Annotated in this window: 26 protein-coding genes; 13 read left to right on the top strand and 13 right to left on the bottom strand. The window is 67.9% G+C overall.

Annotated features, from left to right (window positions below):
• Positions 1-6: 6 nt before the first annotated feature.
• The 4 genes from queA to KIT25_02310 all read left to right on the top strand — a co-directional run bounded on the left by queA (position 7) and on the right by KIT25_02310 (position 3,847).
• The gene (gene queA / locus KIT25_02325; GenBank protein UYN95807.1) at positions 7-1,035 is read left to right on the top strand and encodes a tRNA preQ1(34) S-adenosylmethionine ribosyltransferase-isomerase QueA; all 1,029 of its coding nucleotides are present in this window, start codon (positions 7-9) and stop codon (positions 1,033-1,035) included.
• Positions 1,032-2,156, top strand: coding sequence for a tRNA guanosine(34) transglycosylase Tgt (gene tgt, locus KIT25_02320; GenBank protein ID UYN95806.1), 1,125 nt, complete (start codon positions 1,032-1,034; stop codon positions 2,154-2,156). The genes queA and tgt overlap by 4 nt, the downstream gene beginning before the upstream one ends.
• Positions 2,157-2,170: 14 nt before the next feature.
• Positions 2,171-2,779, top strand: coding sequence for a bifunctional nicotinamidase/pyrazinamidase (pncA, locus tag KIT25_02315; protein ID UYN97795.1), 609 nt, complete (start codon positions 2,171-2,173; stop codon positions 2,777-2,779).
• Positions 2,780-2,872: 93 nt separating this feature from the next.
• On the top strand, positions 2,873-3,847 hold the full coding sequence (locus KIT25_02310) for a hypothetical protein (GenBank protein UYN95805.1): 975 nt from the start codon (positions 2,873-2,875) through the stop codon (positions 3,845-3,847).
• A gap of 26 nt (positions 3,848-3,873) precedes the next feature.
• Here the strand turns inward: KIT25_02310 and pcaF are convergent, their stop codons facing one another.
• The 3 genes from pcaF to KIT25_02295 all read right to left on the bottom strand — a co-directional run bounded on the left by pcaF (position 3,874) and on the right by KIT25_02295 (position 6,952).
• On the bottom strand, positions 3,874-5,076 hold the full coding sequence (pcaF, locus tag KIT25_02305) for a 3-oxoadipyl-CoA thiolase (GenBank protein UYN95804.1): 1,203 nt from the start codon (positions 5,074-5,076) through the stop codon (positions 3,874-3,876).
• Between the two features lie 329 nt (positions 5,077-5,405).
• Complete coding sequence (locus KIT25_02300; protein ID UYN95803.1) at positions 5,406-5,801, bottom strand: class I SAM-dependent methyltransferase; 396 nt, start codon at positions 5,799-5,801, stop codon at positions 5,406-5,408.
• A complete protein-coding gene (locus KIT25_02295; protein ID UYN95802.1) occupies positions 5,798-6,952 on the bottom strand; it encodes a DUF3419 family protein in 1,155 nt (384 codons plus the stop codon). Before KIT25_02295 ends, KIT25_02300 begins: the two co-directional genes overlap by 4 nt.
• A 194-nt stretch (positions 6,953-7,146) precedes the next feature.
• Here KIT25_02295 and KIT25_02290 point away from each other — a divergent pair, with 194 nt between their 5' ends.
• The 3 genes from KIT25_02290 to KIT25_02280 are packed head-to-tail and all read left to right on the top strand — an operon-like array spanning position 7,147 to position 9,786.
• Positions 7,147-7,710, top strand: a complete 564-nt coding sequence (locus KIT25_02290; protein UYN95801.1) for a methylated-DNA--[protein]-cysteine S-methyltransferase — start codon at positions 7,147-7,149, stop codon at positions 7,708-7,710.
• Positions 7,703-8,335, top strand: a complete 633-nt coding sequence (locus KIT25_02285) for a DNA-3-methyladenine glycosylase 2 family protein (GenBank protein ID UYN95800.1) — start codon at positions 7,703-7,705, stop codon at positions 8,333-8,335. Before KIT25_02290 ends, KIT25_02285 begins: the two co-directional genes overlap by 8 nt.
• A gap of 56 nt (positions 8,336-8,391) precedes the next feature.
• Positions 8,392-9,786 (top strand): malonyl-CoA decarboxylase family protein, encoded by a 1,395-nt coding sequence (locus KIT25_02280; protein UYN95799.1) that lies wholly within the window; start codon positions 8,392-8,394, stop codon positions 9,784-9,786.
• 4 nt (positions 9,787-9,790) lie between these two features.
• Here the strand turns inward: KIT25_02280 and KIT25_02275 are convergent, their stop codons facing one another.
• From KIT25_02275 to paaG (KIT25_02265), 3 genes are read right to left on the bottom strand one after another with little or no spacing between them, the layout of a single operon-like run.
• The gene (locus KIT25_02275) at positions 9,791-10,723 is read right to left on the bottom strand and encodes an SMP-30/gluconolactonase/LRE family protein (GenBank protein ID UYN95798.1); all 933 of its coding nucleotides are present in this window, start codon (positions 10,721-10,723) and stop codon (positions 9,791-9,793) included.
• An 8-nt stretch (positions 10,724-10,731) separates the two neighbouring features.
• On the bottom strand, positions 10,732-11,520 hold the full coding sequence (paaG, locus tag KIT25_02270; GenBank protein UYN95797.1) for a 2-(1,2-epoxy-1,2-dihydrophenyl)acetyl-CoA isomerase PaaG: 789 nt from the start codon (positions 11,518-11,520) through the stop codon (positions 10,732-10,734).
• Between the two features lie 4 nt (positions 11,521-11,524).
• Positions 11,525-12,322, bottom strand: coding sequence for a 2-(1,2-epoxy-1,2-dihydrophenyl)acetyl-CoA isomerase PaaG (paaG, locus tag KIT25_02265; GenBank protein ID UYN95796.1), 798 nt, complete (start codon positions 12,320-12,322; stop codon positions 11,525-11,527).
• An 86-nt stretch (positions 12,323-12,408) separates the two neighbouring features.
• On the opposite strand from paaG (KIT25_02265), the gene KIT25_02260 reads away from it, so the two are divergent.
• Positions 12,409-12,855: a flavodoxin domain-containing protein gene (locus KIT25_02260; GenBank protein UYN95795.1), complete on the top strand. Its 447-nt coding sequence runs from the start codon at positions 12,409-12,411 to the stop codon at positions 12,853-12,855.
• Positions 12,856-12,870: 15 nt separating this feature from the next.
• Here KIT25_02260 and KIT25_02255 read toward each other — a convergent pair whose 3' ends face one another.
• The 3 genes from KIT25_02255 to KIT25_02245 all read right to left on the bottom strand — a co-directional run bounded on the left by KIT25_02255 (position 12,871) and on the right by KIT25_02245 (position 16,311).
• Entirely contained in the window at positions 12,871-13,986 is a 1,116-nt protein-coding gene (locus KIT25_02255; GenBank protein UYN95794.1) for an adenylate/guanylate cyclase domain-containing protein, read from the bottom strand.
• A 68-nt stretch (positions 13,987-14,054) separates the two neighbouring features.
• Entirely contained in the window at positions 14,055-14,948 is an 894-nt protein-coding gene (locus tag KIT25_02250) for an SDR family oxidoreductase (GenBank protein UYN95793.1), read from the bottom strand.
• 112 nt (positions 14,949-15,060) lie between these two features.
• The gene (locus KIT25_02245; protein ID UYN95792.1) at positions 15,061-16,311 is read right to left on the bottom strand and encodes a thiolase family protein; all 1,251 of its coding nucleotides are present in this window, start codon (positions 16,309-16,311) and stop codon (positions 15,061-15,063) included.
• Positions 16,312-16,384: 73 nt separating this feature from the next.
• On the opposite strand from KIT25_02245, the gene KIT25_02240 reads away from it, so the two are divergent.
• Positions 16,385-17,788, top strand: a complete 1,404-nt coding sequence (locus tag KIT25_02240; GenBank protein ID UYN95791.1) for an FAD-binding protein — start codon at positions 16,385-16,387, stop codon at positions 17,786-17,788.
• Between the two features lie 578 nt (positions 17,789-18,366).
• Here the strand turns inward: KIT25_02240 and KIT25_02235 are convergent.
• From KIT25_02235 to KIT25_02220, 4 genes are read right to left on the bottom strand one after another with little or no spacing between them, the layout of a single operon-like run.
• A complete protein-coding gene (locus KIT25_02235) occupies positions 18,367-19,359 on the bottom strand; it encodes an NADP-dependent oxidoreductase (GenBank protein ID UYN95790.1) in 993 nt (330 codons plus the stop codon).
• A 10-nt stretch (positions 19,360-19,369) separates the two neighbouring features.
• The gene (locus tag KIT25_02230; protein ID UYN95789.1) at positions 19,370-20,176 is read right to left on the bottom strand and encodes a crotonase/enoyl-CoA hydratase family protein; all 807 of its coding nucleotides are present in this window, start codon (positions 20,174-20,176) and stop codon (positions 19,370-19,372) included.
• Positions 20,173-20,373: a hypothetical protein gene (locus KIT25_02225; GenBank protein UYN95788.1), complete on the bottom strand. Its 201-nt coding sequence runs from the start codon at positions 20,371-20,373 to the stop codon at positions 20,173-20,175. Before KIT25_02225 ends, KIT25_02230 begins: the two co-directional genes overlap by 4 nt.
• Positions 20,370-21,125 (bottom strand): sulfite exporter TauE/SafE family protein, encoded by a 756-nt coding sequence (locus tag KIT25_02220; GenBank protein ID UYN95787.1) that lies wholly within the window; start codon positions 21,123-21,125, stop codon positions 20,370-20,372. The genes KIT25_02225 and KIT25_02220 overlap by 4 nt, the downstream gene beginning before the upstream one ends.
• Before the next feature lie 54 nt (positions 21,126-21,179).
• Between KIT25_02220 and KIT25_02215 the strand changes: the two genes are divergently transcribed.
• From KIT25_02215 to KIT25_02200, 4 genes are all read left to right on the top strand, one after another.
• Positions 21,180-22,619 (top strand): amidase, encoded by a 1,440-nt coding sequence (locus tag KIT25_02215; GenBank protein UYN95786.1) that lies wholly within the window; start codon positions 21,180-21,182, stop codon positions 22,617-22,619.
• 160 nt (positions 22,620-22,779) lie between these two features.
• Positions 22,780-23,139: a DMT family protein gene (locus KIT25_02210; GenBank protein UYN95785.1), complete on the top strand. Its 360-nt coding sequence runs from the start codon at positions 22,780-22,782 to the stop codon at positions 23,137-23,139.
• Between the two features lie 25 nt (positions 23,140-23,164).
• Positions 23,165-23,875, top strand: a complete 711-nt coding sequence (locus KIT25_02205; protein ID UYN95784.1) for an alpha/beta hydrolase — start codon at positions 23,165-23,167, stop codon at positions 23,873-23,875.
• On the top strand, positions 23,872-25,251 hold the full coding sequence (locus tag KIT25_02200; protein UYN95783.1) for a CoA transferase: 1,380 nt from the start codon (positions 23,872-23,874) through the stop codon (positions 25,249-25,251). Before KIT25_02205 ends, KIT25_02200 begins: the two co-directional genes overlap by 4 nt.
• Positions 25,252-25,253: the final 2 nt, after the last annotated feature.

Genomic DNA, 25,253 nt, shown 5'->3' with positions numbered 1-25,253 from the left:
GGGCGGATGCGCGTCGATCTCTTCGACTTCGACCTGCCGGACGAACTGATCGCCCAGAGACCCGCGTCGCCGCGCGATTCGGCGCACCTGCTCGACGTGACACCTGACGGCTTCCATGACCGGGCGGTCCGCGACCTTCCGCGGATCCTCGAGCGCGGCGATCTGCTGGTCTTCAACGACACCCGGGTGATCCCGGCGCGCCTTCTCGGGACACGGGGCGGCGGCGGCAAGGTCGAGGCCCTGCTGGTGCGCCAGCTCGCAGCGGACCGCTGGCGTGCCTTCGCCCGGCCCGGCAAGCGCCTGCGCGCGGGCGACAGGCTCACCTTCGGCGGCCTCGTTGCGCAGCTCACGGCCAAGCTCGGCAATGGCACGATCGAGCTGACCTTCGACCGCGCCGGCGCCGACCTTCAGCACGCAATCGAGGCGGCGGGAAACGTGCCGCTGCCGCCCTATATTCGCGGCGGCGTCGCCGATGGGCGAGACCGGGCGGACTATCAGACGTTATTCGCCCGCAACGACGGCTCCGTCGCCGCGCCGACGGCGGGGCTGCATTTCACGCCATCGTTGATGGAGGCGCTGGCCCGTGCCGGCATCGGGACTGCCGGCGTGACGCTGCACGTCGGCGCCGGAACCTTCCAGCCGGTGCGCGTGGAAGACACGGAGCAACACCGCATGCACGCCGAATGGGGCGAGGTTCCCGCCGAAACCGCGGCGGCGATCGGCACGACTCGCGCCATCGGCGGCAGGATCGTTTCCATCGGCACGACGTCGCTTCGCTTGCTGGAGACTCTGGGGCGGGATCAACCAGGGCCGATGAGGGCCTGGAGCGGCGAAACCGACATCTTCATCGCACCGGGCTTCGAATTTCGCGTCGTCGACCTCCTGCTGACCAACTTCCATCTGCCGCGATCGACGCTGTTCATGCTGGTTGCCGCCTTCGCGGGGCTGGACCGCATGAAGTCGGCCTACCGGCACGCCATCTCGCGCAGTTACCGCTTCTATTCCTACGGCGATTGTTGTTTGTTGCGACGATGAGTCCGTCGTTTGCGATACTCGGCAGGGACGGCGCGGCGCGCAGAGGCAGGTTGACGACTGCGCACGGCATGGTCGACACGCCCGCCTTCATGCCCGTCGGCACCGCCGGAACCGTGAAGGCCATGCTGCCGCAGTCGATCGCCGAGACCGGCGCCCAGATCGTGCTCGGCAACACATTTCATCTCATGCTGCGCCCCGGCGCCGAGCGCGTGGCGTCGTTGGGCGGACTGCACAAGTTCATGAACTGGCCCGGACCGATCCTCACCGACTCTGGCGGCTTCCAGGTGATGTCGCTGGCCGGGCTGCGGAAAGTCGACCCGGACGGCGTGACGTTCCGCTCGCCGGTCGACGGCACCGAACATCGCCTGACGCCGGCGCGCGCCATCGAGATCCAGCGGCTGCTCGACGCCGACATCACCATGTCTTTCGACGAGTGCACGAGCTGGCCGGTCGAGGAGAAGCAGGCCGCCGTCTCGATGCGGCTTTCCATGAAATGGGCGCTCGAGGGCAGGCGGGCGTTCGTCGAGCGGGCGGGCTACGGTCTCTTCGGCATCGTCCAGGGCAGCGTCTACCCCGACCTGCGGCTGGAAAGTGTCGAAGCGCTGCTCGCCATCGGCTTCGATGGCTACGCCATCGGTGGCCTCGCCGTCGGCGAAGGGCAGGCCACGATGTTCCGAATGCTGGACACGACGGTACCGGCGCTGCCTGCCGACAAGCCGCGCTACCTGATGGGGGTCGGGCGGCCGCGTGACATCGTGGGTGCCGTGCGATACGGCGTCGACATGTTCGACTGCGTGATGCCGACGCGTGCCGGCCGAACGGCGCAGGCCTTTACCCGGCGCGGAGAGCTCAACCTGCGCAATGCGCGGCATCGCGACGACCCGCGCCCCATCGACGAGGCGTGCGCCTGTCCGGCGTGCCGCCATCACAGCCGCGCCTATCTGCATCATCTGATCCGCAGCGAGGAAATGCTCGGGCCGATGCTGCTGACGTGGCACAATCTTCACTACTATCAGGACATCATGCGCGGTTTGCGCGGCGCCATCGAGGCCGGCGCACTCGGTCACTGGATCGCCGCATTCGAGAGAGAACAAGAGCAAGGTGACATCCCCCAACCATGAAGGAGCAGATCAGGATGCCGAACGAGGCCTTGATCGTGGTCGACATGCAGAACGACTTCTGCGAGGGCGGCGCGCTCGCCGTTCCGGGAGCGAACGCCATCGTGCCCCTTGTCAATCGTCTGATCGGCCGCCACGACCATGTCGTCCTGACGCAGGACTGGCATCCGCCGAGCCACGCCTCCTTCGCCAGCGCCTGGCAGGACGCCACGCCTTTCAGCACTGCCCGGTTTTCCTACGGCCCGCAGACCCTGTGGCCCGATCACTGCGTGCAGCAGACCAAGGGCGCCGAGTTTCATCCCGATCTCGACGTCGGCAAGGCGCAGGCCATCGTGCGCAAGGGGTTCCATCCGGGGATCGATTCCTATTCGGCGTTCCGCGAGAACGACCGCATGACCCGCACCGGCCTCGACGGCTACCTCAAGGCACGCGGCTTCACGCGCCTCACGTTGTGTGGTCTGGCCCTCGACTACTGCGTCGCCTGGTCGGCGATCGATGCCCGGCAGGCGGGCTTCGACGTTGCGGTCGTGCTGGAAGCCACCGCCGCCATCGATCTCGATGGCAGCCGAAATCGCATGCTGAGTGAAATGCGCAAGGCCGGAATCAATTTGAGTGCGTCAGCCTAGCGGGAATGCACATTGACTCTGCATATTCAACCCGTGAGCGTGGACACCGTGGCATAGACCGGCGCCGGGGGGCGTCCGCCACGGAGGGGAAATATGCATCAGATGCGAATCGGCGCTGCCTTGCAGCGCCTGTCGGTGTGTCTTGTCATGATCGCACCAATCAACTTGGGCGCGTGTGCCTGGCTCGAAGATCAGTATACGACCGATGCGGTCGTCACTCAGGATGCGAGCGGCCGACCGGCGAATATTCCGGATGATGGTCCCTTCGTCCTGTGGCGCGACTGCATACCGGCCGACCGTGCCAGCAACGGCACATGTCCTGAGGCAACGCTCGCCAAGATTCAACGAACTCGCGATCCAGTGCTTCGAGACAGGCTTCAAGATCACCTGCTCGCACTGTCCGAAAAGAAATGCGAACAGCACCAAGCCGGCATCGTCTCAACTCAGGCCGGCACAAACCTGGCGTTGAACACGGTGACGACAGGACTCTCGGCAACAGCGGCCATCGTGGTTGCGCCTGCCACGAACATACTGGCTGCACTGGGTGCAATAGCGTCCGGGACGAGGTCCCACTTCAACGCCGACATCTACCAAAAGTTCGTCGCGCCCGCGGTAGTAAGGAAGATCAACGACACGCGCCCGGAGAAACTCAAAGAAATCACGGCGAAACGGATGAAACAGCCAACGGACATCACCAAGCCGCGCGAAATCGTCGGCCTCAGCGAGTATACCGCCGAAGCCGCGGTCGGTGACGTAGAGCGCTACAATCACTATTGCTCGTTCACTTGGGCGCTGGCTTCGCTCACGGATACGACGGTCAGGTTCAGCGATACCGCCGCCGGAATTGAGCAACGCATCAACTTGCTACGAAAAATGCAGGCCGACAATGTAGCGCAAATAGAAAAGCTGAAAGGTGATCCGAACGACATCACCAAGGGGCCCGACGCCGCCAGACGTCTCCACGACACCAATGCAGACATCTCGCGGCAGATCATGATTCTGCAACACCAGCTTCTAACCGCTCCGCAGTCCGTCGATCCCAAGTCAACGACTGGCAGCCCTGGGTAGAGCGAAGCCGCGGCTATGCCGTGCGGCTAAACCCGCTCCAGCGCGAGCGCGATGCCCTGGCCGACGCCGATGCACATGGTGCAGAGCGCGCGCTTGCCGCCAGTGGCCTCGAGCTGGTTGAGGGCCGTGATCATCAGGCGGCCACCCGACGCACCGAGCGGGTGGCCGAGGGCGATGGCGCCGCCGTTCGGGTTCACCTGCTCGGCGTCGTCGGGCAGACCGAGCTGACGCAGCACGGCGAGGGCCTGCGCGGCGAACGCCTCGTTGAGCTCGACGACGTCGAAGTCCCCGATCGACAGGCCGAGCTTGGCGAGAAGCTTCTGCGTCGCCGGAACCGGCCCGATGCCCATGACGCGCGGCGGCACGCCAGCCGACACGGCACCGAGAATGCGCGCGCGCGGCGTCAGGCCGTTGGCTCTGGCTGCCGCCTCGGACGCGATGATCATGGCGCAGGCGCCGTCGTTGATGCCCGATGAGTTGCCGGCGGTGACCGAGCCGCCGTCGCGAAAGGCCGCCGGCAGCTTGGACAGGATCTCCATCGTGGTGTCGCCGCGCGGATGCTCGTCCTTGTCGACGACGATCTCCGCCTTGCCCTTCTTGACGCAGACCTTGACGATCTCCTTGTCGAAGAACCCGCGATCCTGCGCGGCCTTGCAGCGGCGCTGGCTGCGGTAGGCGAAGTGATCCTGATCGGTCCGACTGATCTGGTGTTCGGTGGCGACGTTCTCGGCCGTTTGGCCCATCGGATCGATCCCGTAGGCCGCCTTCATCTTGGGATTGACGAACCGCCAGCCCAGCACGGTGTCTTCGAGCTTCATGCCTCGATCGAACGGCCCTTCCGGTTTGCCCATGACATAGGGAGACCGGGTCATGCCCTCGACGCCGCCGGCGATCATCATGTCGGCCTCGCCGAGCTTGACGGCGCGCGCCGCGTGGCCCGCAGCCTCGAGGCCGGAACCGCACAGGCGATTGACGGTGGCACCGGCCACCTCCACGGGCAGGCCGGCGAGCAGGCCCGCCATCCGCGCGACGTTGCGATTGTCCTCTCCGGCCTGGTTGACGCAACCATAGATGACGTCGTCGACGGAGCCCCAGTCGACGGAACCGTTCCGCTGCATCAGCGCCTTGATCGGATGCGCGGCCAAATCGTCGACACGAACCGCGGCGAGGCCGCCATTGTAGCGCCCGACGGGCGTACGGATGGCATCGCAGATATAGGCTTCGGTCATCGTTGGAGCTCCCGGGTCACGGCCGTCGGCGACCGGTAGCACCGGTCGCCTGCATTGCCAATGCCCCTGCGGCAGGCCTGCCTTGCTCAATGGCGACGGCAGACTGCCAGCTGGGCGTAGCCCCGGAACGGATGGTCGACGACGAACCGAACTGCAAGTGCTGAAAGGCGAGCTTCCAGTCCGTCTCTCGGCACGACACCGAACAAACCGAGCCAGTTCCGCAGGTTTCTCCGGAGCGAAACCGGCAGTCGCTCCAGGCGACCGAAATCGACGATGTGCAACTCGCCTTCTGGCGACAGCAAGGCACTCGCTCGTTCCAGCGCTACTGTCTAGTCCGGGATCATGGAGAGGCTGTAGGAGAAGAAAATCCGAGAAAAGTCCGAACGCCCGAATGTCGCGCCCGGATCGAATGTCGTGGCGTCCGCCCACGCCAGTTCGACGCGTCGGGCGAGACCCGATCGCTCGACTCGCCGACTGGCAGTCACGAGCATCTCACGCGAGACGTCGATGCCGTAACAGACGGCCTCGGGATAGAGACGGGCGGCCCACAGCAGGTTGCGGGCCGTGCCGCAGCCGATCTCCAGCACCGCCCCGCCAGGCGGCGGGGCGAGGCCCTCGATCAATCGGTCGCGCCCCAGGAGATAGTATTTGCGGGTCGGATCGTAGATGTGACGCTGAAAACGATAAAGCCGGTCCATCGTCGTTGCAGGGCCGGCGATGTTCACGACTTCAATACGTAGAGGTGGAAGCCGCCATAAATGGCCGAACGGTCACGCGCCGACAGCGCTGCTGACAACTCCGCCTCATAGTGCCAGCGCGACAGCAAATCCGGCGCCAGTCGGCCGGGCAGCAGCGACGGTTCGGCGGCAGTGCGGAAGATCACCCGCGCCTCAGGTCGCGCCGTGCGACCGATCTCCCTCCACAGGGCGTCGAGCTGATCGTCGGTCATCCAGTCCTGAGCATCGAGGAGAACATACCGATCGCACGACGAATCGGGGCAGGATGCGAGATACTCCGTGAAGGAGCGATTGAGGACCTCGACCCTGTCGACCCTGGAACGGATGGTGTCGAAGTGCTCGGGACGAAGATAGGGAGGCAGGGGTCCGCGGGGGCCGCTCGGGTAGCCTCTGCCGAAGGCCTGCCAGGCGAAGTAGTTCTGCTCGAGACTGAAGCCACAGGCGAGGCGCTCCACGCGTGCGCGCAGTACGCGGTGCATGTCGCGCCCCTGCGCGAGCTCGTCATATTGCGCGGGCGGAATACCCAATCCGTACAGTGAAAGCCGGCTGGAAGTCACCCAACGTATCGACGGCTTGTCGAACAAGGGAGCCAACATCACCTCGAAGAAGCGGCGTTGCTCTTCGAGAGTCTGCGCGCTCAACAGAAGTCGCGGATCGACGCCGTGCAACCGGGCGGCGAGGTGCCCGAGGCCAATGAAGCGGCCCAACACCCCATGCCGATGGGCGCATCTGGCAAAGATCGAGATACGCCGACGACCAAGCTGGAACAGGCTGCGGCCTTCCCAATAGCGACGGCTGGCCCGATCGAGATGCGGCGCGATCAGCCGATCGTAGGCGACGACGTTGGCATCGGAGTCGGCCGCGCCGAAAAAGCGATGGAACGCCTCCCAGGACGGCAGTCGGCTCGCCGCTGCCAGTTTCAGCCGATTGAGTGCGACGTGCGCCGGACTGAGGTCGAGCGCCGTGATTCGGCCCGGAGCAGCCGTCAGGTAGGACAGGACATTGCAGCCGCCCGAGGCGATGGCGATCACTCGGCAATTTGGCGTCAGCGCGAGAGCGTCGAGATCGACCGCCGGGTCTTTCCAGATCTGCGCGTAGACCAGGCCGCGGAAAAGCCTCTCGAAAAGCCACTCGAGCAACCCCTCAGGGGACAGCATCCGGCTGCGGCGAACGGATTCCTTCAGACGGAGACGGACCTGTGCCTGCGGACTGGCCAATCCAGGGCCCCCGGAACGATGCGACGCACCCAAGGTATCAAGGCTCGATGCTGCTTTTGTGACAGGTCAGATCGAACCCACTTGACCACATTACAGGTTATATGGACCATCGCGCCATGACCCTGCATTTCTTTGCCCTCTTCGACACGCCAATCGGCGCTTGCGCCGTTCGCTGGACCGGGCAGCGCATCGCCGGCCTGCAGTTGCCCGAGTCCACGCCCGCAAGCACCCGTCGCCGGGCCCTCAAGCGCTGGCCCGGAGCGCGAGAGTCGATGCCGGCGCCCGACATCCAGCGGGCGATCGACCGTGTCGTGGCTCTCCTGCGCGGCGAGCGGATCGACCTGGGCGACATCGAACTCGACCTTTCGTCGGTGCCCGACTTCCACCGCGAGGTCTATGACGTGGCACGCAGCGTTCCGGCCGGCCAGACAATCACCTACGGCGAGATCGCAAGGCGCCTCGGCGTGCCGCACGAAGCGCGCGAAGTCGGTCAGGCGCTCGGCCGAAATCCCGTTGCCATCATCGTGCCGTGCCACCGGGTGCTTGGCGCCGACGGCAAGATGGGCGGCTTCTCGGCCGCCGGCGGCGTAGTCACCAAGCGACGTATCCTGGAAATCGAGGCCGCTGCTGCCCTGAGTGCCGGCCCATTGTTCGTCGGCCGAGCGCCGCACAATGGCTGAGTTCGGCTTCGAACCGGCGGTGGCGGTAGCGCATCTCAATGCGGCCGATCCTGCCCTGGCCACACTCATCGCAGCTTCCGGACCGTTCGCGATGGAGCTCAAGGCCCGACGGAGCGTGTTCGTCGCCCTTGCCGAGGCCATCGTGTACCAGCAGCTCTCCAACAAGGCAGCGGCCACGATCTTTGGACGGCTGTGCGGCCACTTCCCGCGTGGCGCCCGCGGCATGTCGGCGGAACGGCTGCTCGCCCTCAGCGACGCCAGCATCCGCAGCTGCGGGATCTCCCGCCCCAAACTCAAGTCCCTGCGCGATCTCGCCCGGCGCGCCGCGTCGGGTGAAATCCCGAGCCTCGCCGCGGCCCGCAGGCTGGACGACGAGGAGATCATCGACCGGCTGACGGCGGTGCACGGCATCGGACGCTGGAGCGCCGAAATGTTCCTGATGTTCAACCTGGGACGCCCCGATGTGCTGCCGCTCGGCGACTACAGCCTGCGCAAGGCCTTCGCAGCGACTTTCCGCAAGCGCAGCCTGCCCTCGCCCGAGACGCTGCGGCGAGCCGCCGAGCGCTGGCGCCCCTACCGCACCGTGGCCTGTTGGTATTTGTGGAACAGCCTGAGCAAGGCCTGAAGGCACGTTCATGCGCCGCCACTGGAGCGACACGATTGCCGTGACATAATCGGTGCATGGCCCTCCCGTTCTCCGACACCCTCGATCGCACCCTCGACCGATTGCGCAGTGCCTTCGTCGAGACCGCGCGTGGCGCGCGCGAAGTGGTGGGTGCGCCACTGCGTCCCGACCTGCCGGACGACGATGTGCCGCGCCTCAAGAGCCGCATCGAAGCCTGCCTCGAGGGCAAGGGCGGCGAGACGGCGCGGCGCGCCCGGGCGGCGGAACTCGGCCAGGCCTATCTGTCGCTTACGACGACCGGACGGCGCAGGTTCCTGCTGACCTTGGCGCGCGACTATGGTCTCGACCGCGACGCCGCCTTGGCCGAGGTCGATCGTTGGCGCGGGTCGAAGGCGTCGCCACGGTCTCTGATCGAAGCGCTCGAGCCGCCGGCGGTGCGTCTGCTCCACGAATTCGTGGGCGTGCCCCAGGGCGTGAAGTTCGTGGTCGATCTGCGCGCCGAGTTGATGACGCTGGGCAGGAGCGAACCTGCGGCCCGCACGTTGGCCGATGACCTCCGTCCTCTGCTCGCGGCCTGGTTCGACGTGGGCTTCCTCGACCTGGTGCGCATCGATTGGCGCGCCTCGGCGGCGTTGCTAGAGAAGCTCGTCGCCTACGAGGCCGTCCACGCCATCCGCTCCTGGCGCGACCTGAAGAACCGTCTCGATTCGGACCGCCGCTGCTTTGCCTTCTTTCACCCGCGCATGCCGGATGAGCCCTTGATCTTCGTCGAAGTCGCCCTGGTCGACGGCATGGCGGGCAACGTCCAGCGCCTGCTCGACGCCAAGGCCGAGACCGTCGACCCCCGACACGCCGACACGGCGATCTTCTACTCGATCTCCAATTGCCAGCAGGGCCTTGCGGGGATCAGCTTCGGCAACTTCCTGATCAAGCGCGTCGCCGAGCAGTTGGCGTCCGATCTGCCCAACATCAAGGACTTCGCGACCCTGTCGCCTATCCCCGGTTTACGCCACCATATCGACGCGCGGCTCAAGAACGAAGGCGACGCGGCGCTCACCCAGGCCGAGATTGCGTCGCTGGTGCCTGTCACCAACGAGGCCTCCGGCGCCGCCGCCGTGCGATCGCTGCTCGACCGGCCGGTATGGTGGGAAGTGCCCGCCATCAACAAGGCGCTGCGCCCGATCCTGACGCGGCTGGCCGCGCGCTACCTCGCCGGTACCGACGACAAGGGTCGCGCGCTCGATCGGGTGGCCCACTTCCATCTCGGCAACGGCGCCATCGTCGAGCGCCTCAACTGGCTCGCCGACGTCAGTGCCAACGGGCTCAGGCAGTCCTACGCCATGATGGTCAACTACCGCTACAAGCTCGCCGACGTCGACGCCAACCACGAGGCCTACGCGACCGGCCGGGTCGTCGCCAGCCGCGAGGTCCGCGCCCTCGCCCGGGCGTGACCCTCTACTTGTTCAGATAGTTGAGCTTCAGCCCCGGCCGTGGCCATTCGAAGCTCACCAGCTTGCCGGTCATGGAAAGCGTGGCGTAGGCCGTGCGCAGGTCCACGCCGCCGAAGCAGACGTTGGTGACCATGGGATCGGGCAGCTTGTACTGCGTCACCGACTTGCCGTCCGGCGAGATGTCGGACACCGCGCCGGTGATGAGCGTGGCGACGCAGACGTGGCCCGCCGAATCGACCGCCAGCGAATCGAACATCTGGTAGCCGCCGAGACCCGCGACGACCCGGCCCTTCTCGCCGCGATAGGGGCCGTTGGCGTCCTTGATGGTGCCCGGAGCGCTCAGTTCGAACGACCACAGGCGCGCGGTCGGCGTCTCGACCACGTAGAGCGTCTTCTCGTCAGGCGACAGGCCGCAACCGTTCGGCCGCTCGAGTGGAAACACCTTCTGCTCGATCTTCGAACCGTCGGCCTTGGCATAGTAGACGGCGCCGCGATCGCTGTCGTATTCGCGCGTCTTGCCAAGGTCGGTGAACCAGAAGCCGCCATCCTTGTCGAAGACGAGGTCGTTCGGTCCGTTCAGCCGGCGACCGTTGCATGACTCGTAGAGCGTCTCGAACTTGCCGGTCTCGGGATCGACCACCTGGATCGAGCCGCCCTTGTAGGTGTCGGGCGCCGTGCCGGGGAACAGCCGCCCGTCCGGGCGCTTGATCCAGTTGAAGCCGCCGTTGTTGGTCACGTAGATCTTGCCGTTGGGGCCCATGGCCGCGCCGTTCGGACCGCCGCCCAGCTTGGCGACGACATGGTGCTTGCCGTCGGGCGTGATGCGCGTGAGCGTCTCGCGGGCGATCTCGACCAGGATCACCGAACCGTCGGGCATCGCGATCGGACCTTCCGGAAAGAGCAGGCCGGAGGTGATCTCCTTGTGCGGCGTCGTCATGGCGTCCTCTATTTCCCCTTGAAGTTGGCCTTGCGCTTGGCGAGGAAGGCGGCGACGCCTTCCTTGAAGTCTTCGCTGCGGCCGAGCTGGCTCTGGTAGTCGCGCTCGACGTCGAGCTGGCGCGACAGATCGTTGCCGCTCGCCTGGCCGAGAGCCGACTTGATCTTCGCCAGGGCCAGGGTCGGGCCGTCGGCGAGCTTGCGCGCCAGTTCGGTCGCCGTCGGCATCAAGGCGGTATCGTCGACGACGTCCCAGATCAGGCCCCATTCCCTGGCCGTCTCGGCCGGGATCTGCGGTGCCAGCATGGCGAGCGCCCTCGCCCGCTGGTCGCCCACGAGGCGCGGCAGGAACCATGTGCTGCCGCCGTCGGGCAAGAGCCCGATGCGGGCGAAAGCCTGCAGGAACGACGCCGACTTTGCCGCAATGGCGATGTCCGAGGCGAGCGCGAAGCTCATGCCGACGCCCGCCGCGACGCCGTTCACCGCCGACACGACGGGCTTGGGGATGGTGCGCATCAGCCGGATGACCGGATTGAAGTACTTCTCCAGGGCCGCGCCCGAATCGGCGGTGGCGCCCGCATCGCGATCGGGGTCGGCCAGGTCGGCGCCGGCGCAGAAGCCGCGGCCGGCGCCGGTCAGCAACACGGCACGCACGGCCTGGTCGGCCGCCAATTCCTCCCAGCATTGCTTGAGCTCGGCGATCATCCGGCGCGACACGGCGTTGAGCTTGTCGGGCGCGTTCAGCGTGATGGTCGCAAGGCTGTCGGTCCTGGCAACGAGAATGGTGTTGTAGGTCATCGTCTCATCGCCCCGTGAAGTTGGCCGGCCGCTTGGCGAGGAAGGCGGCGACGCCCTCCTTGAAGTCGGCGCTGCGGCCGAGCTCGCGCTGAAAATCGCGCTCGAGATCGAGCTGACGATCGAGCGTGTTCGTGCCCGCGGCGTTCATGGCCCGCTTGATCGCGGCGTAGGACAGCGTCGGACCCGAGGCGAGTCGGCGTGCGAGCTTGCCCGCCTCGTCCATCAGCCTGTCGTCGTCCAGCACCTGCCAGACCATGCCCATCCTCTCGGCCTGCTCGGCCGGAACGGACGTGCCCAGCATCGCCAGCGCCCGCGCCCGCGCGTCGCCCACCGTGTGCGGCAGGAACCAGGTGCCGCCCAGATCGGGGATCAGCGAGATGCGCACGAAGGCCTGGTCGAAGCGCGCCGAACGGCCCGCCAGGACGATGTCGCAGGCCAGCGCAAGGTTGGCGCCGCCGCCCGCCGCCACGCCGTTGACCGCCGCGACCACCGGCTTGGGCAGGTCGCGGATCGAGCGGATCAGCGGATTGTAGAGCTTCTCCATGACGGCGCCGACATCGGGCTTGCCGTCCGGGCCGATGGAGCCCGTGCCGGCCGCGGCGAGATCGGCACCGGCGCAGAAGCCACGGCCCGTGCCGGTCAGCAGTACGGCACGGATCGCGGCATCGCCGCGGGCGCGCTCGATCTGCTCCCGTAGCGAGCCGATCAGGGCCTGGCTCATGGCATTGAGCCGTTGCGGCCGATTGAGGGTCAAGGTGAGCACGCCGCCGTCGAGGGCGGCGAGAACGGGCGTCTCTTCCATGATGGCCGTCAGACTGGCACGCGGGCTGCCCCCGCGCCAACCGGTCGCGTCGCATCGCGGCACGTCGCCCCGTATGTCGAAGAACGATGTCGCGACTCCTGATCCTGGTCGGCACCGAGTCGGGCAACGCCCAGATGGTGGCCGACGCGCTGAAGCCCGTGCTCGAGGCAGCGGGCCATACGGTCGACGTGATCGACAGGGCGGCCGGCGTCGCCGACCTGAAGACGCACGAGATCTTCCTTGTGGTCTGCGCCACGCACGGCTCGGGCGACATCCCGACCAACATCCTGCCGCTCGCCGAGACGCTGGAGCGCGAGCGTCCCGATCTGTCGGGCCATCGCTACGGCGTGATCGCGCTCGGCGACATGACCTACCAGGACACGTTCTGCGGCGGTGGCAAGAAGGTCGACAAGGTCTTCGAGCTGTGCGGCGCCAGGAAGCTCGGCGACCGGCTCGAGGTCGACGCCTCGAGCCAGCCTCTTCCCGACGAAGAGGCGCTGACCTGGATCGAGGACTGGAAGGCGCTCGTCTAGGTCGCATCCGTCTAGCTAGGATGGCAGAGTGAAGACCTCCACCGGCTCGGGCACGCCGCGCAGCCGGTGCTTGCCGAGCGATTTCAGGGGAACCTCGCAGACGTCGTTGAACTGGGCAGATGCCAGCACCGGCGCGCCAAGCGCCTTGGTCAGCCCCTCGAGCCGCGCCGCCCGATTGACGGCGGGCCCGATCACCGTGAAGTCGAGCCGATCCTCCGTGCCGATATTGCCGAACATGACGTGGCCGACATGGAGGCCGATGCCGAAGCGCAGCGGCTCGCGGCCGCCCGCGGCGCGCGCCTCGTTGGCCGCCTCGACGTCGCCGATCAGTCGCCGCGCCGCGGCAACCGCGTTGGCCGTGACCATCGGCAGGAACAAGGCATCGTCGACCGGGAAGTAGGCCATCACGCCGTCGCCGATGAACTTCAGGATCTCGCCGCCATGCGCGCGCAGGGCGTCGCCGACGAGCTGCAGGTAGTTGTTGAGCAGCTCGAGCATCTCCGCCCCGGGCAGGCGCTCGTTCAGCCCGGTGAAGTCGCGCAGGTCGGAGAACCACAGCACGGCATTGATCTCCTGCCCGTCGCCGCGCCGGATCGCGCCGTTCAGGATGCGCTCGCCGACCACTGGGCCGAGATAGGTGTTGACCACGGTGTCGGCGATGCTGTGCTCGATGTGCATCTCGACGACGGCGCCCATCATGTCGACCAGCCGCGTCAGGTCGCCGATGTCGGCGTCGGAGAATCCCGGCGCGGCGTCCGTGGCGAAGGTGACGACCGGCAAGGGCCCCGCGCGGGCGAGGCGCAGCGGCAGCGCAAGATAGTCGGTGCCGCCATCGGCCCTGACCTCGTGCAGCACGACGTGATGGCTCTCGCCGATCCCGGCGAGGTGGTGACGCACGACCCGCCCCAGCTCGCGCGCCTCCTGCATCGGGCTGCCGATGTAGGCCGACGTGAACTGGATGCCAAAGGCGCGGGCGATCGACTGGACGGGCTCGCCGCGCCGCCACATGAAACCGATGGCCTGCAGCTGCGGATGGATGAGCTGCAGGCCGATATAGGCGCGCCACACCGGAAGCCCGGCCGCGGTTACCCGTTCCATCAAGCGCTCGAGGAAGATGCCCGGACGGGTCAACAGCCGGCCCTCGCGCGCCAGCCATTCGGCGATAGGCGCGAGCCGGTCTTCGGTGTGGGCCGCGTCCCTCAGGCGCCCACCACCGCCGCCACCTCCTCCGACGAGGTCCGATAGACCTTGTTGGCCGAGAGATCGGCGATCTTCTCGATGTTGGCCTCGACGTCCTCGAGAGTCGGCGCGCGGCCGGCGATGCGCACGCCGGATGCCTCGCGATACTCGATGCGCGCGAAGTAACCCGCGCCTGCGCTCCAGATCTCGCCGGTGCGCTGGCATTGCTCGCTGCACAGCCAGGCCACCATGGGCGAGACATATTCGGGTTTCAGCTTCTCGACCACCTCGGGCGGCATCAGGCTCTCGGTCATGCGCGTGCCGGCGACCGGCGCCAGCGCATTGACCATGATGTTGTACTTCTGGCCCTCCAGGCGCAGCGCGTTCATGAAACCCACCACGGCAAGCTTGGCGCCGGCGTAGTTGGCCTGGCCGAAATTGCCGTAGATGCCCGAGTTCGACGAGGTGACGACGACCCGCCCATAGGCCTTGGCACGCAGGATCGGCCAGGCGGCGTGCGTCACGTAGGCGGTGCCGAGGAAGTGCACCTTCACCACGAAGTCGAAATCCTCGATCGTCATGTTGTGGAAGGTCTTGTCGCGCAGCACGCCCGCGTTGTTCACCACGATGTCCACGGTGCCGAACGCACCGACCGCGGTCTCGACGATGCTGGCGGCGCTCTTGGGATCGGCGACCGAAGCGTAGTTCGGCACCGCCTGGCCGCCCGCCGCCTTGATTTCCGCCACCACCTTGTCGGCCGCCGCGTGATCGCCGCCCTTTCCGTCGACCGCGCCACCCGGATCGTTCACCACCACCCTGGCGCCGCGGCTCGCCAGCAACAGCGCGTGCGCGCGGCCGAGCCCGTTGCCGGCGCCGGTGACGATGGCGACGCGATTGTCGAAGCGGATGGCCATGAATCTTCTCCCTGATCGTCCTGCGCAGTCCGGGAGAGCTTATAGGACCATCGCCGGCACGGAGCACCATGTTGGTGCGATCGCGCCGAATTCAACGCCAGCGAGAATCAGGTCATTGGCGCTGCAGGATCACCACAGACGCCACGGCCTCCTCCATGCCGATCACGCCGCCGCCGTTCTCGGCGAGCGCGATCTCCGCGCCCTCGACCTGGCGCTGCCCGGTCTCGCCGCGCAACTGGCTTGCAAGTTCGGCAAGCATCGACAGCCCCGTCGCGCCGACCGGATGGCCCTTCGAGACGAGGCCGCCCGACGTGTTCACCGGCAGCTTGCCGCCCGGCCCGGTCGCGCCCGAGGCGACGAACCTGCCGCCCTCGCCCTCGGGGCAGAAGCGCAGCATTTCGCACTGGTAAATCTCGCAGAAGCTGGTGGCGTCGTGCACCTCGGCGACGTCGATGTCCTCGGGTCCCAGCCCCGCCATTCTGTAGGCCTTGTCGGCGGCGGCGCGCGTCAGGCCGGGCTTGTCGAGCTCGCGGTACATGCCGCCGGAGAAGCCGACGCCCGCGATCCTGACCGCGCGTTCCTGTACCGCCCTGGGCTGCTTCTCGAGATATTCCTTCGAGCAGAGCAGCGCCGCCGCCGCGCCGTCGCCGATCGGCGCGCACATGGCGCGGGTCAGGGGATAGGATACCGGCCGGTCCTGCAGCACCGCCTCGGGGGTCATCTGGAAGCGATACTGCGCCTTCTCGTTCAGCGCGCCGTAATTGTGATTCTTGGCGGCGCCGACCGCGATCTGCTCCTGCGTCGTGCCGTACTTCCACATGTGCCACTTGGCCTGCATGGCGTAGGTGTCCATGAAGATGGTGCGGTCGTCGCCCGGCTTGAACTCCGAGCCGACCATCCTGCCGACCCTGTTCATCTCCGAGACCAGCCGGTCGTGCTGGCTGGTGATGTAGCCCTGGTTGAACAGGTTCGCCGTGCGCTCCGGCGCGTCGGGGCTGAACAGCTTCTCGATGCCGATGCAGAACGAGAGCTCGTGCGTGCCCGCCAGCACGTCCTTCCACGCGCCGGCAAAGGCGGTCGAGGCGGTGGCGCAGGCGTTCTCGACGTTGAACATCGGCACGCGCTCGGGGAACAGGCCCTCCTCGACCAGCGGCTGGAACAGCGCCTGGCCGCGGATCGAATTCTGGCCCCAGAAGACCATGCCGCAATTGCCCAGCCAGCCCGCTTCGATGTCGGCGCCGTTCTTCAGGCCGGCGTCCTCGAGCGTGCCGAGATAGGCCTCGCGGGCGAGGTCGGCGAAGCTCATGCCGGGGTGCTTCTTGAACGCCGTGGTGTAGGCGCCGATCACATAGACGTCACGCATCTGGAGCGTTCCCCTCGGGTTGGCTTCGGCGGCATTTGAGCGTATCCAAATGCCGTACGCTAGGAGAACCGACATGGCCGTCACGGCCCAGGCACGCCCCCCGCAGATAGACGCCACCATTGCCGAGCTGAAGCAGATCTTCGGCGACCGCGTCAGCACCGCTCACGCCGTGCGCGAGCAGCACGGCAAGGACATCTCCTTCCACGAGGCGCACCTGCCGGATGCCGTGGTCTTCGCCGAGACGGCCGAAGAAGTGCAGCGGATCGTCCAGCTCTGCGCCCGCCACAAGACACCCGTGATTCCGTTCGGCACCGGCACGTCCCTGGAGGGCCACATCAGCGCCCCCAACGGCGGCATCTCGGTCGACGTCAGCCGCATGAACAAGGTGCTGGCGGTCAACGAGGCCGACCTCGACGTGGTGGTGCAGCCCGGCGTTACACGCAAGCAGCTCAACGAATACATCCGCGCCACCGGCCTCTTCTTTCCGATCGATCCCGGCGCCGATGCCTCGATCGGCGGCATGACCAGCACGCGCGCGTCGGGCACCAACGCGGTGCGCTACGGCACGATGCGCGAGAACGTGCTGGCGCTGCAGGTCGTCACCGCCGACGGCCGGCTGATGCGGCTCGGCCGCCGCGCGCGCAAGTCGAGCGCGGGCTACGACCTGGTGAAGCTGTTCGTCGGCTCCGAAGGCACGCTCGGCATCATCACCGAGATCACGCTGCGGCTCTACGGCATCCCCGAATCGATGGCGTCGGCGACCTGCGCCTTCGATTCCCTCGAGGGCGCGGTGAACACCGTGATCCAGACCATCCAGTCCGGCATCCCGGTGGCGCGCATCGAACTGATGGACACCTACACGGTCGACACGGTGAACAAGTATTCCAAGCTCGCGTTGCCCGAGAAGAACCTGCTGCTGCTCGAGTTCCACGGCACCGAGACCGGCACGAGGGAGCAAGCGGAGATGGTGCAGGCGATCGCCGCCGAGAACGGCGGCGGCGATTTCGCCTGGACGGGACAGGCCGAGGAACGGACCCGGATGTGGCAGGCGCGCCACGACGCGGCCTGGGCCGCCAAGGCCGCCAAGCCCGGCTGGGGCATGTGGGCGACCGACGTGTGCGTGCCGATCTCGCGGCTCGCCGAGTGCATCCTCGAGACCCAGAAGGACGTGCAGGCCAACGGCCTCTATGCGCCCATCGTCGGCCATGTCGGCGACGGCAACTTCCATCTCACCATGATGATCGACCAGGCCGACCCGACCTATCTGAGGCGCGCCGAGGAACTGAACGACCGCATGGTGGCGCGCGCGCTGGCGCTCGGCGGCACCTGCACAGGCGAGCATGGCGTCGGCATCGGCAAGATCAAGTTCCTCTACGAGGAGCATGGCGAAGCGATGTCGCTGATGCGTTCCATCAAGAAGGCGCTCGATCCCGACAACATCATGAACCCGGGCAAGATCCTGGGGCCGATCAACTAGGATCGACTGTCGCTGGAAAGCGAGTTGCAATTGTCACCCCGAGCGAAGCGAGGGGCCTTCGACGCGGCAGGAAGGGCTCCTCGCTTCGCTCGGGGTGATAGTGGCCCTATCTCTCTCCGACCTCGTCGCGGAAATCGCGGAAATCGCGGAAACCTCCGGCGGGGTGTCGCCGGACAATCGACGTCGCGGGCACCCGCCCGAGATGCCCTCAGGGTGGTGTGCCTGCTCTCTGCCGGAATGCGTTGCGCAAACTGCGGGAACTGCGCAAACCTCCGGTCACGTGTCGGGAGGACGGGTCGGCGGACGATTGGCGAAGCAGAACGTCGATACGGGAAATCCCGCGCGGCCCTCGCGGCCGGAAGTGGTCATGGTGCTCATGGGCGCATTTTACCTCGACGCGCCCTTGAGGACCTAATCGGGTCGATGGATTCCGTCCGATGCCGATGGCGTCTGCATCGGAAGGCGATTCGACCCCCCGATTCCGGCGTCTCGCGCGAATCTGACTCTCCCGCGCGCTCGTCGCGACCCGGCGGTCAAGACGAAAAGAACGCACGGAAGCGCCGCGCCCGATACTCCCATCACCCCACGCGCACGGCCATCTTGCCGCGATTGCGGCCCTCGAACAGGCCGATCAACGCCCGCGGGGCCTTGTCGAGCCCGTCGACGACATCGACGATCGCCTTGATCCTGCCCTCCTCGACCCAGTCGGCGAGCCGCGCCTCGGCCTCGGCGCGGCGGTCGTAGAAATCCATGACGATGAAGCCTTCCATCCGGAGCCGCTTGGTGACGACCAGGCCGGGCACCGCCATCGGACCGGGCGCGGGCTTCTCGACGTCGTATTGGGAGACGTTGCCGCAGCACACGATGCGGCCGCGCAAATTCATCAGCGACAGTGCGGCTTCGAGCACAGGCCCGCCGGTGTTGTCGAAATAGACGTCGATGCCGTGCGGCGCCGCCGCGGCGATGGCGCGGCGCACGCCGCCCGCCTTGTAGTCGATTGCCGCGTCGAAGCCGAGCTCGCCCACCAGCCAGTCGCACTTGTCCCGGCCACCCGCCGTGCCGACGACACGGCAGCCGGCGAGTCTGGCGATCTGGCCGACCATGGTGCCGACCGCGCCGGCCGCGGCCGAGACCAGCACCGTGTCGCCGGGCTTGGGCCGGCCGACCTCGAGCAGGCCGAAATAGGCGGTGAGGCCGGTGACGCTGAGCGGCCCGATCAGCAGCTCGAGCGGCGCCTCGGTCGTCCGTTTCGTCAGCCGCCGCGCCGGCAGGGCGGCATAGTCCTGCCAGCCCCAGTCGCCCTCGACGATGTCGCCCTTGGCGAGGCCGGCCGTCCTGCTCTCGACCACCTCGCCGATGGCGAAGCCGCTCATCACCTGCCCAGGCTCGAGCGCGTCGCGATAGGTCTTGCCCATCATCCAGGCGCGGTTGGCCGGGTCGAGCGACAGCATGCGCGTCCGCACCAGCGCCTCGCCGTCGCGCGGCACCGGGATCGCCGTCTCCGCCCATTGGAACGTGTCGGGACCGATCTTGCCGGCGGGCTGCCTGGCGTAGAGCCACTGGCGGTTCATGTCCTTGCTCCTACGAATCCCGGTAGTTCGGCGCGCGCTTCTGCAGGTTCGACAGTACCGCCTCGAGCTGGTTGGGCGAGCCGATCAGCTTCTGCTGCTCGACCGATTCGGTCATCAGGCCGGCCGCCGCATCGACCGCGACGGCATCGTTGAGGAGGCGCTTGGCGGCGCGGATCGCATCGGGACTCTTGCCGGCGATCTCTCGGGCCGTCTCCAGGGCGGCCGCCCGCGGATCGTCGACGACGCGGGTGACGAAGCCGAGCTCCCGGGCCTCCGCGCCGTCGAAGACGCGGCCGGTGTAGGTGAGCTCGCGCACCAAGTCCTCGCGCGCCAGATGGCGCATGAGCTGGGTGCCGGCGAGATCGGGCACCAGGCCCCACTTGATCTCCATCACCGAGAAGCGCGTGTCGACGGTGGCATAGCGCATGTCGGCGCCGAGCGCGATCTGGAAGCCGCCGCCGAAGGCCACGCCATGCACCGCGGCGATCACCGGCACGGGCAGGGTGCGCCATTGCCAGGCGCATTGCTGCGGACGGTTGGCGATGCCGTGCGTGCGCCGGGCCAGGTCGCGCGCGCCCGGCACGCCGCTGTCGTCGGCCCCCATCGCGGCGAAGCTCGCCATGTCGAGGCCGGCGCAGAAGGCCTTGCCCTCGCCCGACAACACGACGCAGCGCAGGCCGTGCATCGCCGAGAGCTGCGCGCCCGCCGCGAGGATGCCTTCGAACATCGCCGGGTCGAGGGCGTTCATCTTGTCGGCGCGGATCAGGCGGACGTCGGCGACGCCGTCCCTGAACTCGATCGAGACGCGGTCCTTCATTTATCGTTCTCCGATTTGAGCCATTCGCGCAGGCGGCGCTTCACTTCCTCGGCGGGCAGGCGCTCGGGCGGCGCGAGCGACCCGTCTCCCCGCTTCGGCCACATCAGCACGGCGATGCCGCGCTGCACGTCGGCGAAGCTGCAATCGTCGGGCAGGCGGTCGAGCAGCGCCCGCACCTCGGCCTTCACGTCGCTCATCGCGTCACCATCAGCCAGATTCCCTGCGCCGTGTACACCGCGCCCAGCGCCAGGATGATCCAGCGCGTCCAGCGGTAGAACTGCGTGTCCGACATACGGTCGAGGAAGCGCCGCGACAAGGTCGTTCCCACCACGGCGAAGGCGCAGGCATAGGCCATGACCAGCCATTGCTCGAGGTCGCGGCCGGCGGGATCGGCGATCAGCGCGCCGAAATAGACCACCTTGGTCAGGTGTCCCAGCACCTGCGCGGCCGCCTTGGTGGCGACGTTGACCTGCCGCGTCATGCCGGTGCGGACGTAGAAGATGTCGAGCAGCGGCCCGGTCACGCCCGACACGAGCTGGATGGCGCCGCCGATCGCGCCCGCAAGGAAGGCCTGGCCGGGTGCCTCGATATTGGGTGCGATGCGCCGCGGCACGGCGAGCGCGATGAACGGAGTCAGCCCGACCGCCATGAGCACCAGCGCCTTGTCGGGCACGAAATCGAGGAAGGAGAAGACGGCCAGCGCGGCCGCCGCGCCCGATCCGAACCGCAGCACGACGCTCCACTTCACGTGACGGCGCCACAGCCAGGCGCGCCAGCCGTTGGCCGCGATCTGGATCACGCCATGGAACACCATGGCGACCGGCACCGGCAGGAAGACCAGCAGGAAGCCGATCAGCAGCATGCCGCCCGCCATGCCGAAGATCCCGGACACGAAGGATGTGACGGCGGCGACCGCGGCCAGCGCCGCCAGGACCGGGACGGTGAACATGGGCCCCGATCTCATACACCTGCCGCGTCGGACGGGGGAGGTGTATGAGGAGACATGATCGACCTTCTCTTCATGCCGGCGACGAAGGCCGCGGCCCTCGTCCGCGCGCGCGAGCTTTCGCCCGTCGAGTACGTCGACGCCGTGCTGGCGGCGATCGACCGGGCCAATCCGACGCTCAACTGCTTCCGCGCCGTCATGCACGAGGCGGCGCGACGCGATGCCCGCAGGGCCGAGGAAGCGGCGTCGCGCGCCGAGTCGCTGGGCCCGCTGCACGGCGTGCCGGTGAGCGTCAAGGACCTGATCGACGTGCAGGGCGTGCCGACGCGGCACGGCTCGGCGATCTTCGACGACAATCCGCCGGCGGCGGCCGACGATGTGCTGGTGCAGCGCCTGCGCGCGGCGGGCGCCATCGTGATCGGCAAGAGCACGAGCCCCGAGTTCGGCGTGAAGGGCCTGACCGACGGGCCGTCCTTCGGCATCACGCGCAATCCGTGGAACCTCGACCGCACGCCGGGCGGCTCGAGCGGCGGCGGCGCCGCGGCCGTCGCCGCGGGCCTCGGCCCGATCGCCCTCGGCACCGACGGCGCAGGCTCGATCCGCGGGCCGGCCTCATGCTCGGGCCTGGTCGGATTGAAACCGACCCTGGGAGCGGTCCCGACCGACACCACGCGCGACGCTTTCGGCAACAACGTCTATGCCGGCCCGCTCGCACGCACGATCACCGACGCGGCGGTGATGCATTCGGTGCTGGTGGGGCCGAGCGACAGAGACCCCTGGACCCTGGGCGGCGCAGCCCAGAAACCTCTCTCCCTCGCGCTCGCCAGCGAAGACCTCTCCGGCGTGCGCGTCGCCTACTACGAGCTGACGGCAAATCCGCGCGTCGCGGCGGACGTGCGCGCCAACACGCACGCCGCGCTCGACGCCTGGCAGGCGATGGGAGCGACGATCGACGAATCGCCCCGGCCGATCGACTGGATCGAGTACGAGGGCCGCGTGCTCTATCAGGCCAACTTCGCCGTATTCTGCGCGCAGTACCTGCCGAGGTGGCAGAACCGGATGGATCCCGTCACCCTCGCCTTCATGGAGCGCGGCTGCAAGTTCACCCTGGCCGACTTCCGCAACGCCCAGTATGCCCGCACCAACCTGTTCCGCGCGATCCAGGGCCTGTTCGGGCGCTACGACTTCATCGTCACGCCGACCAACTCGCGCACCGCGCTCGACGTCGGGCACGACGCGGCCAACGACGAGGTCGTGGTCGACGGCGTGAAGTGCGGCATCACTCGGCAGGGTTGGACGTCGTACCAGTACCCGTTCAACCTCACAGGCCATCCGGCGCTCGCGGTGCCCTCGGGCTTCGGCGCCGACGGCCTGCCGACCTCGGTGCAGATCGTCGGCAAATGGGGCGCCGAGGCCGACGTGCTGCGGCTCGGTGCCCTGCTCGAACGGGCGCGGCCGTGGGCGCAGCACCGACCGCCGCCGCTTGCCTCGCCGTGACCGGTGCACGCACCCGGCATACTTGCGACGCGGCCGCTGCCGCGGTCTTCCCCGGCGCCTCCCGCTCGGACATGATGTCGCCAGACATCGAGGCCGCGCCCGATGCCGAGGCGGTAGCGGCCGCTTCTCCTGGCGCGCACTCGGCGGAGTTGAACCGAGCATGAGTTGGCTGCCCCCGGCCGTCGCCCCCATCGTCCTGCTGCTGATCTCCAACGTCTTCATGACCTTCGCCTGGTACGGGCACCTGAAGTTCACCGACCGGCCACTCTGGCTGGTGGTGGTGGCGAGCTGGGGGATCGCCTTCGTCGAGTATTGCTTCGCCGTCCCCGCCAATCGCTGGGGCCATGCCGCCTACAGCGCCGCCGAGCTCAAGACCATGCAGGAGGTGATCACGCTCACCGTGTTCGCCGTCTTCTCGGTGCTCTATCTCGGCGAGCGCGTCACGCTCAATCATCTGGTAGGGTTCGCGCTGATCTGCGCGGGCGCCTTCTTCGTGTTCAAGGGGCCTCTGCCGGGCTGAAACGATCAACGAGGGAGACGGGCGAATGGCAACGATCGTTCTGGCGCACGGCGCCTGGTCGTCGGCGTGGGCGTGGAAGAAGATGCGGCCGCTGATGCAGGCCGCCGGCCACACCTTCTTCTCGCCGAGCTACACCGGCCTCGGCGAGCGGGCGCATCTGGCGCGGCCCGACATCGACCTCTCGACCCACATCCAGGACGTGACGAACGTGCTCGAGTTCGAGGACCTGAACGATGTCGTCCTGCTCGGCCATTCCTATGGCGGGATGGTGGCGACGGGAGTGGCCGACAAGGCGCGCGGCCGCATCGCGCGCATCGTCTATATCGACGCCTTCGCGCCCAAGCACGGGCAGAGCCTGTTCGATCTGGTCGGCCCCAAGGCGGAGGCCAACATGCGCGCCGGCGCGCTGAAGGACGGCGAGGGCTGGAGGCTTCCGATCAACCCGATGCCGCCCGACACCGCGCCCGAGGACGTCGCCTGGGCGAGTCCGCGCCGCCGGCCGCAGCCCATCAAGACGTTCGAGCAGAAGATCAGCCTCGGTTCGGACGTCGCCGCGCCGCGCCACTACATCTATGCCAAGAAGAACGGGCCGGGCGACGTGTTCCGCCAGTTCGGCGAGCGCGCCCGGAGCGAAGCCGGCTGGAAGTACTACGAGATCGACGCCAGCCACAATCCGCACATCACCTGCCCCGACGTGCTGATGAAGCTGCTGACCGACATCATGGCGGGCAAGTGAGCGACGGGCTCGCTCACGACATTCTCGCCCTGCTGGGTCGGCCGAGGCGCGCCGACGATTTGCTCGCGATCGGCGGCACCGACGATCCGGTGTTCGGCACCCCCTGGCGGATCGCCCATGCCGGGTCCGCCGCGCTGGGCGCCGTCGGCCTCGCGCTCTCGGACCTGTGGCGGCTGCGCACAGGACGTCCGCAATCCGTCACCGTCGATCGTCGTGCCGCCGCCGCGTCGCTGCGCTCCAACACCTATGTACTGCAGGATGGCAAGCGGCCGGTGTCATGGGACCCGCTGAGCGGTCACTACCCGACGCGCGACGGCCGGCACATGTTCATCCACACCAACCATCCGCACCATCGCGAGGGCGCGCTGCGCATCGCCGGCGCGAGCGAGGCCACGCGCGAGGCGCTGGCCGCCGCCGTCGCCGGGTGGAACGCGACGGACATCGAGGAGGCGATCGCAGCGGGCGGCTGCGTCGGCGGCGTCACGCGCAGCCGCGAGGAGTGGAACGCCCATCCGCACGGCGTCGCCGTCGCCCGGTTGCCGCTGATCGACATCGTGAAGATCGGCGAGGCGCCGGCGCGGCCATTGCCGAGGGGCGACCGCCCGTTGAGCGGCGTGCGCGTCTTCGACCTGACGCGCGTTCTGGCCGGCCCGACCAGCGGTCGCGTGCTGGCGGAGAACGGCGCCGACGTGCTGCATGTGGCGGCACCCCACCTGCCCTACCAGGGCGAGCTGCTGATGGACACCGGCCACGGCAAGCGCTGCGCCTGGATCGACCTGCGCACGCCCGCCGGCGCGGAAGCGATGGCGGCGTTGCTGCGCGAAGCCGACATCTTCACGCAGGGCTACCGGCCGGGCGCGCTCGCGGCGCGCGGCTTCTCGCCCGAGGCGGTGGCGGCGCTGCGGCCCGGCATCGTCTGTGTCGCGCTGTGTGCCTACGGCCATGCCGGACCGTGGTCCGGCCGGCGCGGCTTCGATTCGATCGTGCAGAACGTGACGGGTCTCGCCGCCGTCAACAGTTCGCTTGCCCGACCCCGCAACATGCCGGTGCAGGCGCTCGACTACATCGCGGGCTACCTCGGCGCGCTCGGCGCCATGGTGGCGCTGGCTCGGCGGGTCGAACAGGGTGGCTCGTGGCTGGTGCGCGTCTCGCTCGTCCAGGTCGCCCAATGGCTGGCCGGCCTCGGCACGGTCGACGCGGCGGGCGGCGCGGCCGACCTGCCGGAAGCCGAGATCGCCCACCTGACCCAGGAGAGCAACGGCCCGCTCGGCCGCCTGCGCCATCTCAGGCCGGTCGTTCACTTGAGCGAAACGCCGGCCTTTTACGCCCGGCCGGCCGAACCGCTCGGCGCCTCGCCGGCGCGCTGGGCAGACTGAGG

Source organism: Enhydrobacter sp. (genome assembly GCA_025808875.1).
Classification (GTDB): Bacteria; Pseudomonadota; Alphaproteobacteria; order Reyranellales; family Reyranellaceae; genus Reyranella.
Note: the sequence above shows the minus strand (reverse complement) of the source record. Positions and strands in the feature narration are given on the sequence as shown.

Bases quoted from the DNA above. Each gene is read 5' to 3' on its own strand.
- queA (UYN95807.1), top strand. From the start codon at position 7: ATGCGCGTCGATCTCTTCGACTTCGACCTGCCGGACGAACTGATCGCC.
- tgt (UYN95806.1), top strand. From the start codon at position 1,032: ATGAGTCCGTCGTTTGCGATACTCGGCAGGGACGGCGCGGCGCGCAGA.
- pncA (UYN97795.1), top strand. From the start codon at position 2,171: ATGCCGAACGAGGCCTTGATCGTGGTCGACATGCAGAACGACTTCTGC.
- KIT25_02310 (UYN95805.1), top strand. From the start codon at position 2,873: ATGCATCAGATGCGAATCGGCGCTGCCTTGCAGCGCCTGTCGGTGTGT.
- pcaF (UYN95804.1), bottom strand. From the start codon at position 5,076: ATGACCGAAGCCTATATCTGCGATGCCATCCGTACGCCCGTCGGGCGC.
- KIT25_02290 (UYN95801.1), top strand. From the start codon at position 7,147: ATGACCCTGCATTTCTTTGCCCTCTTCGACACGCCAATCGGCGCTTGC.
- KIT25_02285 (UYN95800.1), top strand. From the start codon at position 7,703: ATGGCTGAGTTCGGCTTCGAACCGGCGGTGGCGGTAGCGCATCTCAAT.
- KIT25_02280 (UYN95799.1), top strand. From the start codon at position 8,392: ATGGCCCTCCCGTTCTCCGACACCCTCGATCGCACCCTCGACCGATTG.
- KIT25_02275 (UYN95798.1), bottom strand. From the start codon at position 10,723: ATGACGACGCCGCACAAGGAGATCACCTCCGGCCTGCTCTTTCCGGAA.
- paaG (UYN95797.1), bottom strand. From the start codon at position 11,520: ATGACCTACAACACCATTCTCGTTGCCAGGACCGACAGCCTTGCGACC.
- paaG (UYN95796.1), bottom strand. From the start codon at position 12,322: ATGGAAGAGACGCCCGTTCTCGCCGCCCTCGACGGCGGCGTGCTCACC.
- KIT25_02260 (UYN95795.1), top strand. From the start codon at position 12,409: ATGTCGCGACTCCTGATCCTGGTCGGCACCGAGTCGGGCAACGCCCAG.
- KIT25_02250 (UYN95793.1), bottom strand. From the start codon at position 14,948: ATGGCCATCCGCTTCGACAATCGCGTCGCCATCGTCACCGGCGCCGGC.
- KIT25_02245 (UYN95792.1), bottom strand. From the start codon at position 16,311: ATGCGTGACGTCTATGTGATCGGCGCCTACACCACGGCGTTCAAGAAG.
- KIT25_02240 (UYN95791.1), top strand. From the start codon at position 16,385: ATGGCCGTCACGGCCCAGGCACGCCCCCCGCAGATAGACGCCACCATT.
- KIT25_02235 (UYN95790.1), bottom strand. From the start codon at position 19,359: ATGAACCGCCAGTGGCTCTACGCCAGGCAGCCCGCCGGCAAGATCGGT.
- KIT25_02230 (UYN95789.1), bottom strand. From the start codon at position 20,176: ATGAAGGACCGCGTCTCGATCGAGTTCAGGGACGGCGTCGCCGACGTC.
- KIT25_02225 (UYN95788.1), bottom strand. From the start codon at position 20,373: ATGAGCGACGTGAAGGCCGAGGTGCGGGCGCTGCTCGACCGCCTGCCC.
- KIT25_02220 (UYN95787.1), bottom strand. From the start codon at position 21,125: ATGTTCACCGTCCCGGTCCTGGCGGCGCTGGCCGCGGTCGCCGCCGTC.
- KIT25_02215 (UYN95786.1), top strand. From the start codon at position 21,180: ATGATCGACCTTCTCTTCATGCCGGCGACGAAGGCCGCGGCCCTCGTC.
- KIT25_02210 (UYN95785.1), top strand. From the start codon at position 22,780: ATGAGTTGGCTGCCCCCGGCCGTCGCCCCCATCGTCCTGCTGCTGATC.
- KIT25_02205 (UYN95784.1), top strand. From the start codon at position 23,165: ATGGCAACGATCGTTCTGGCGCACGGCGCCTGGTCGTCGGCGTGGGCG.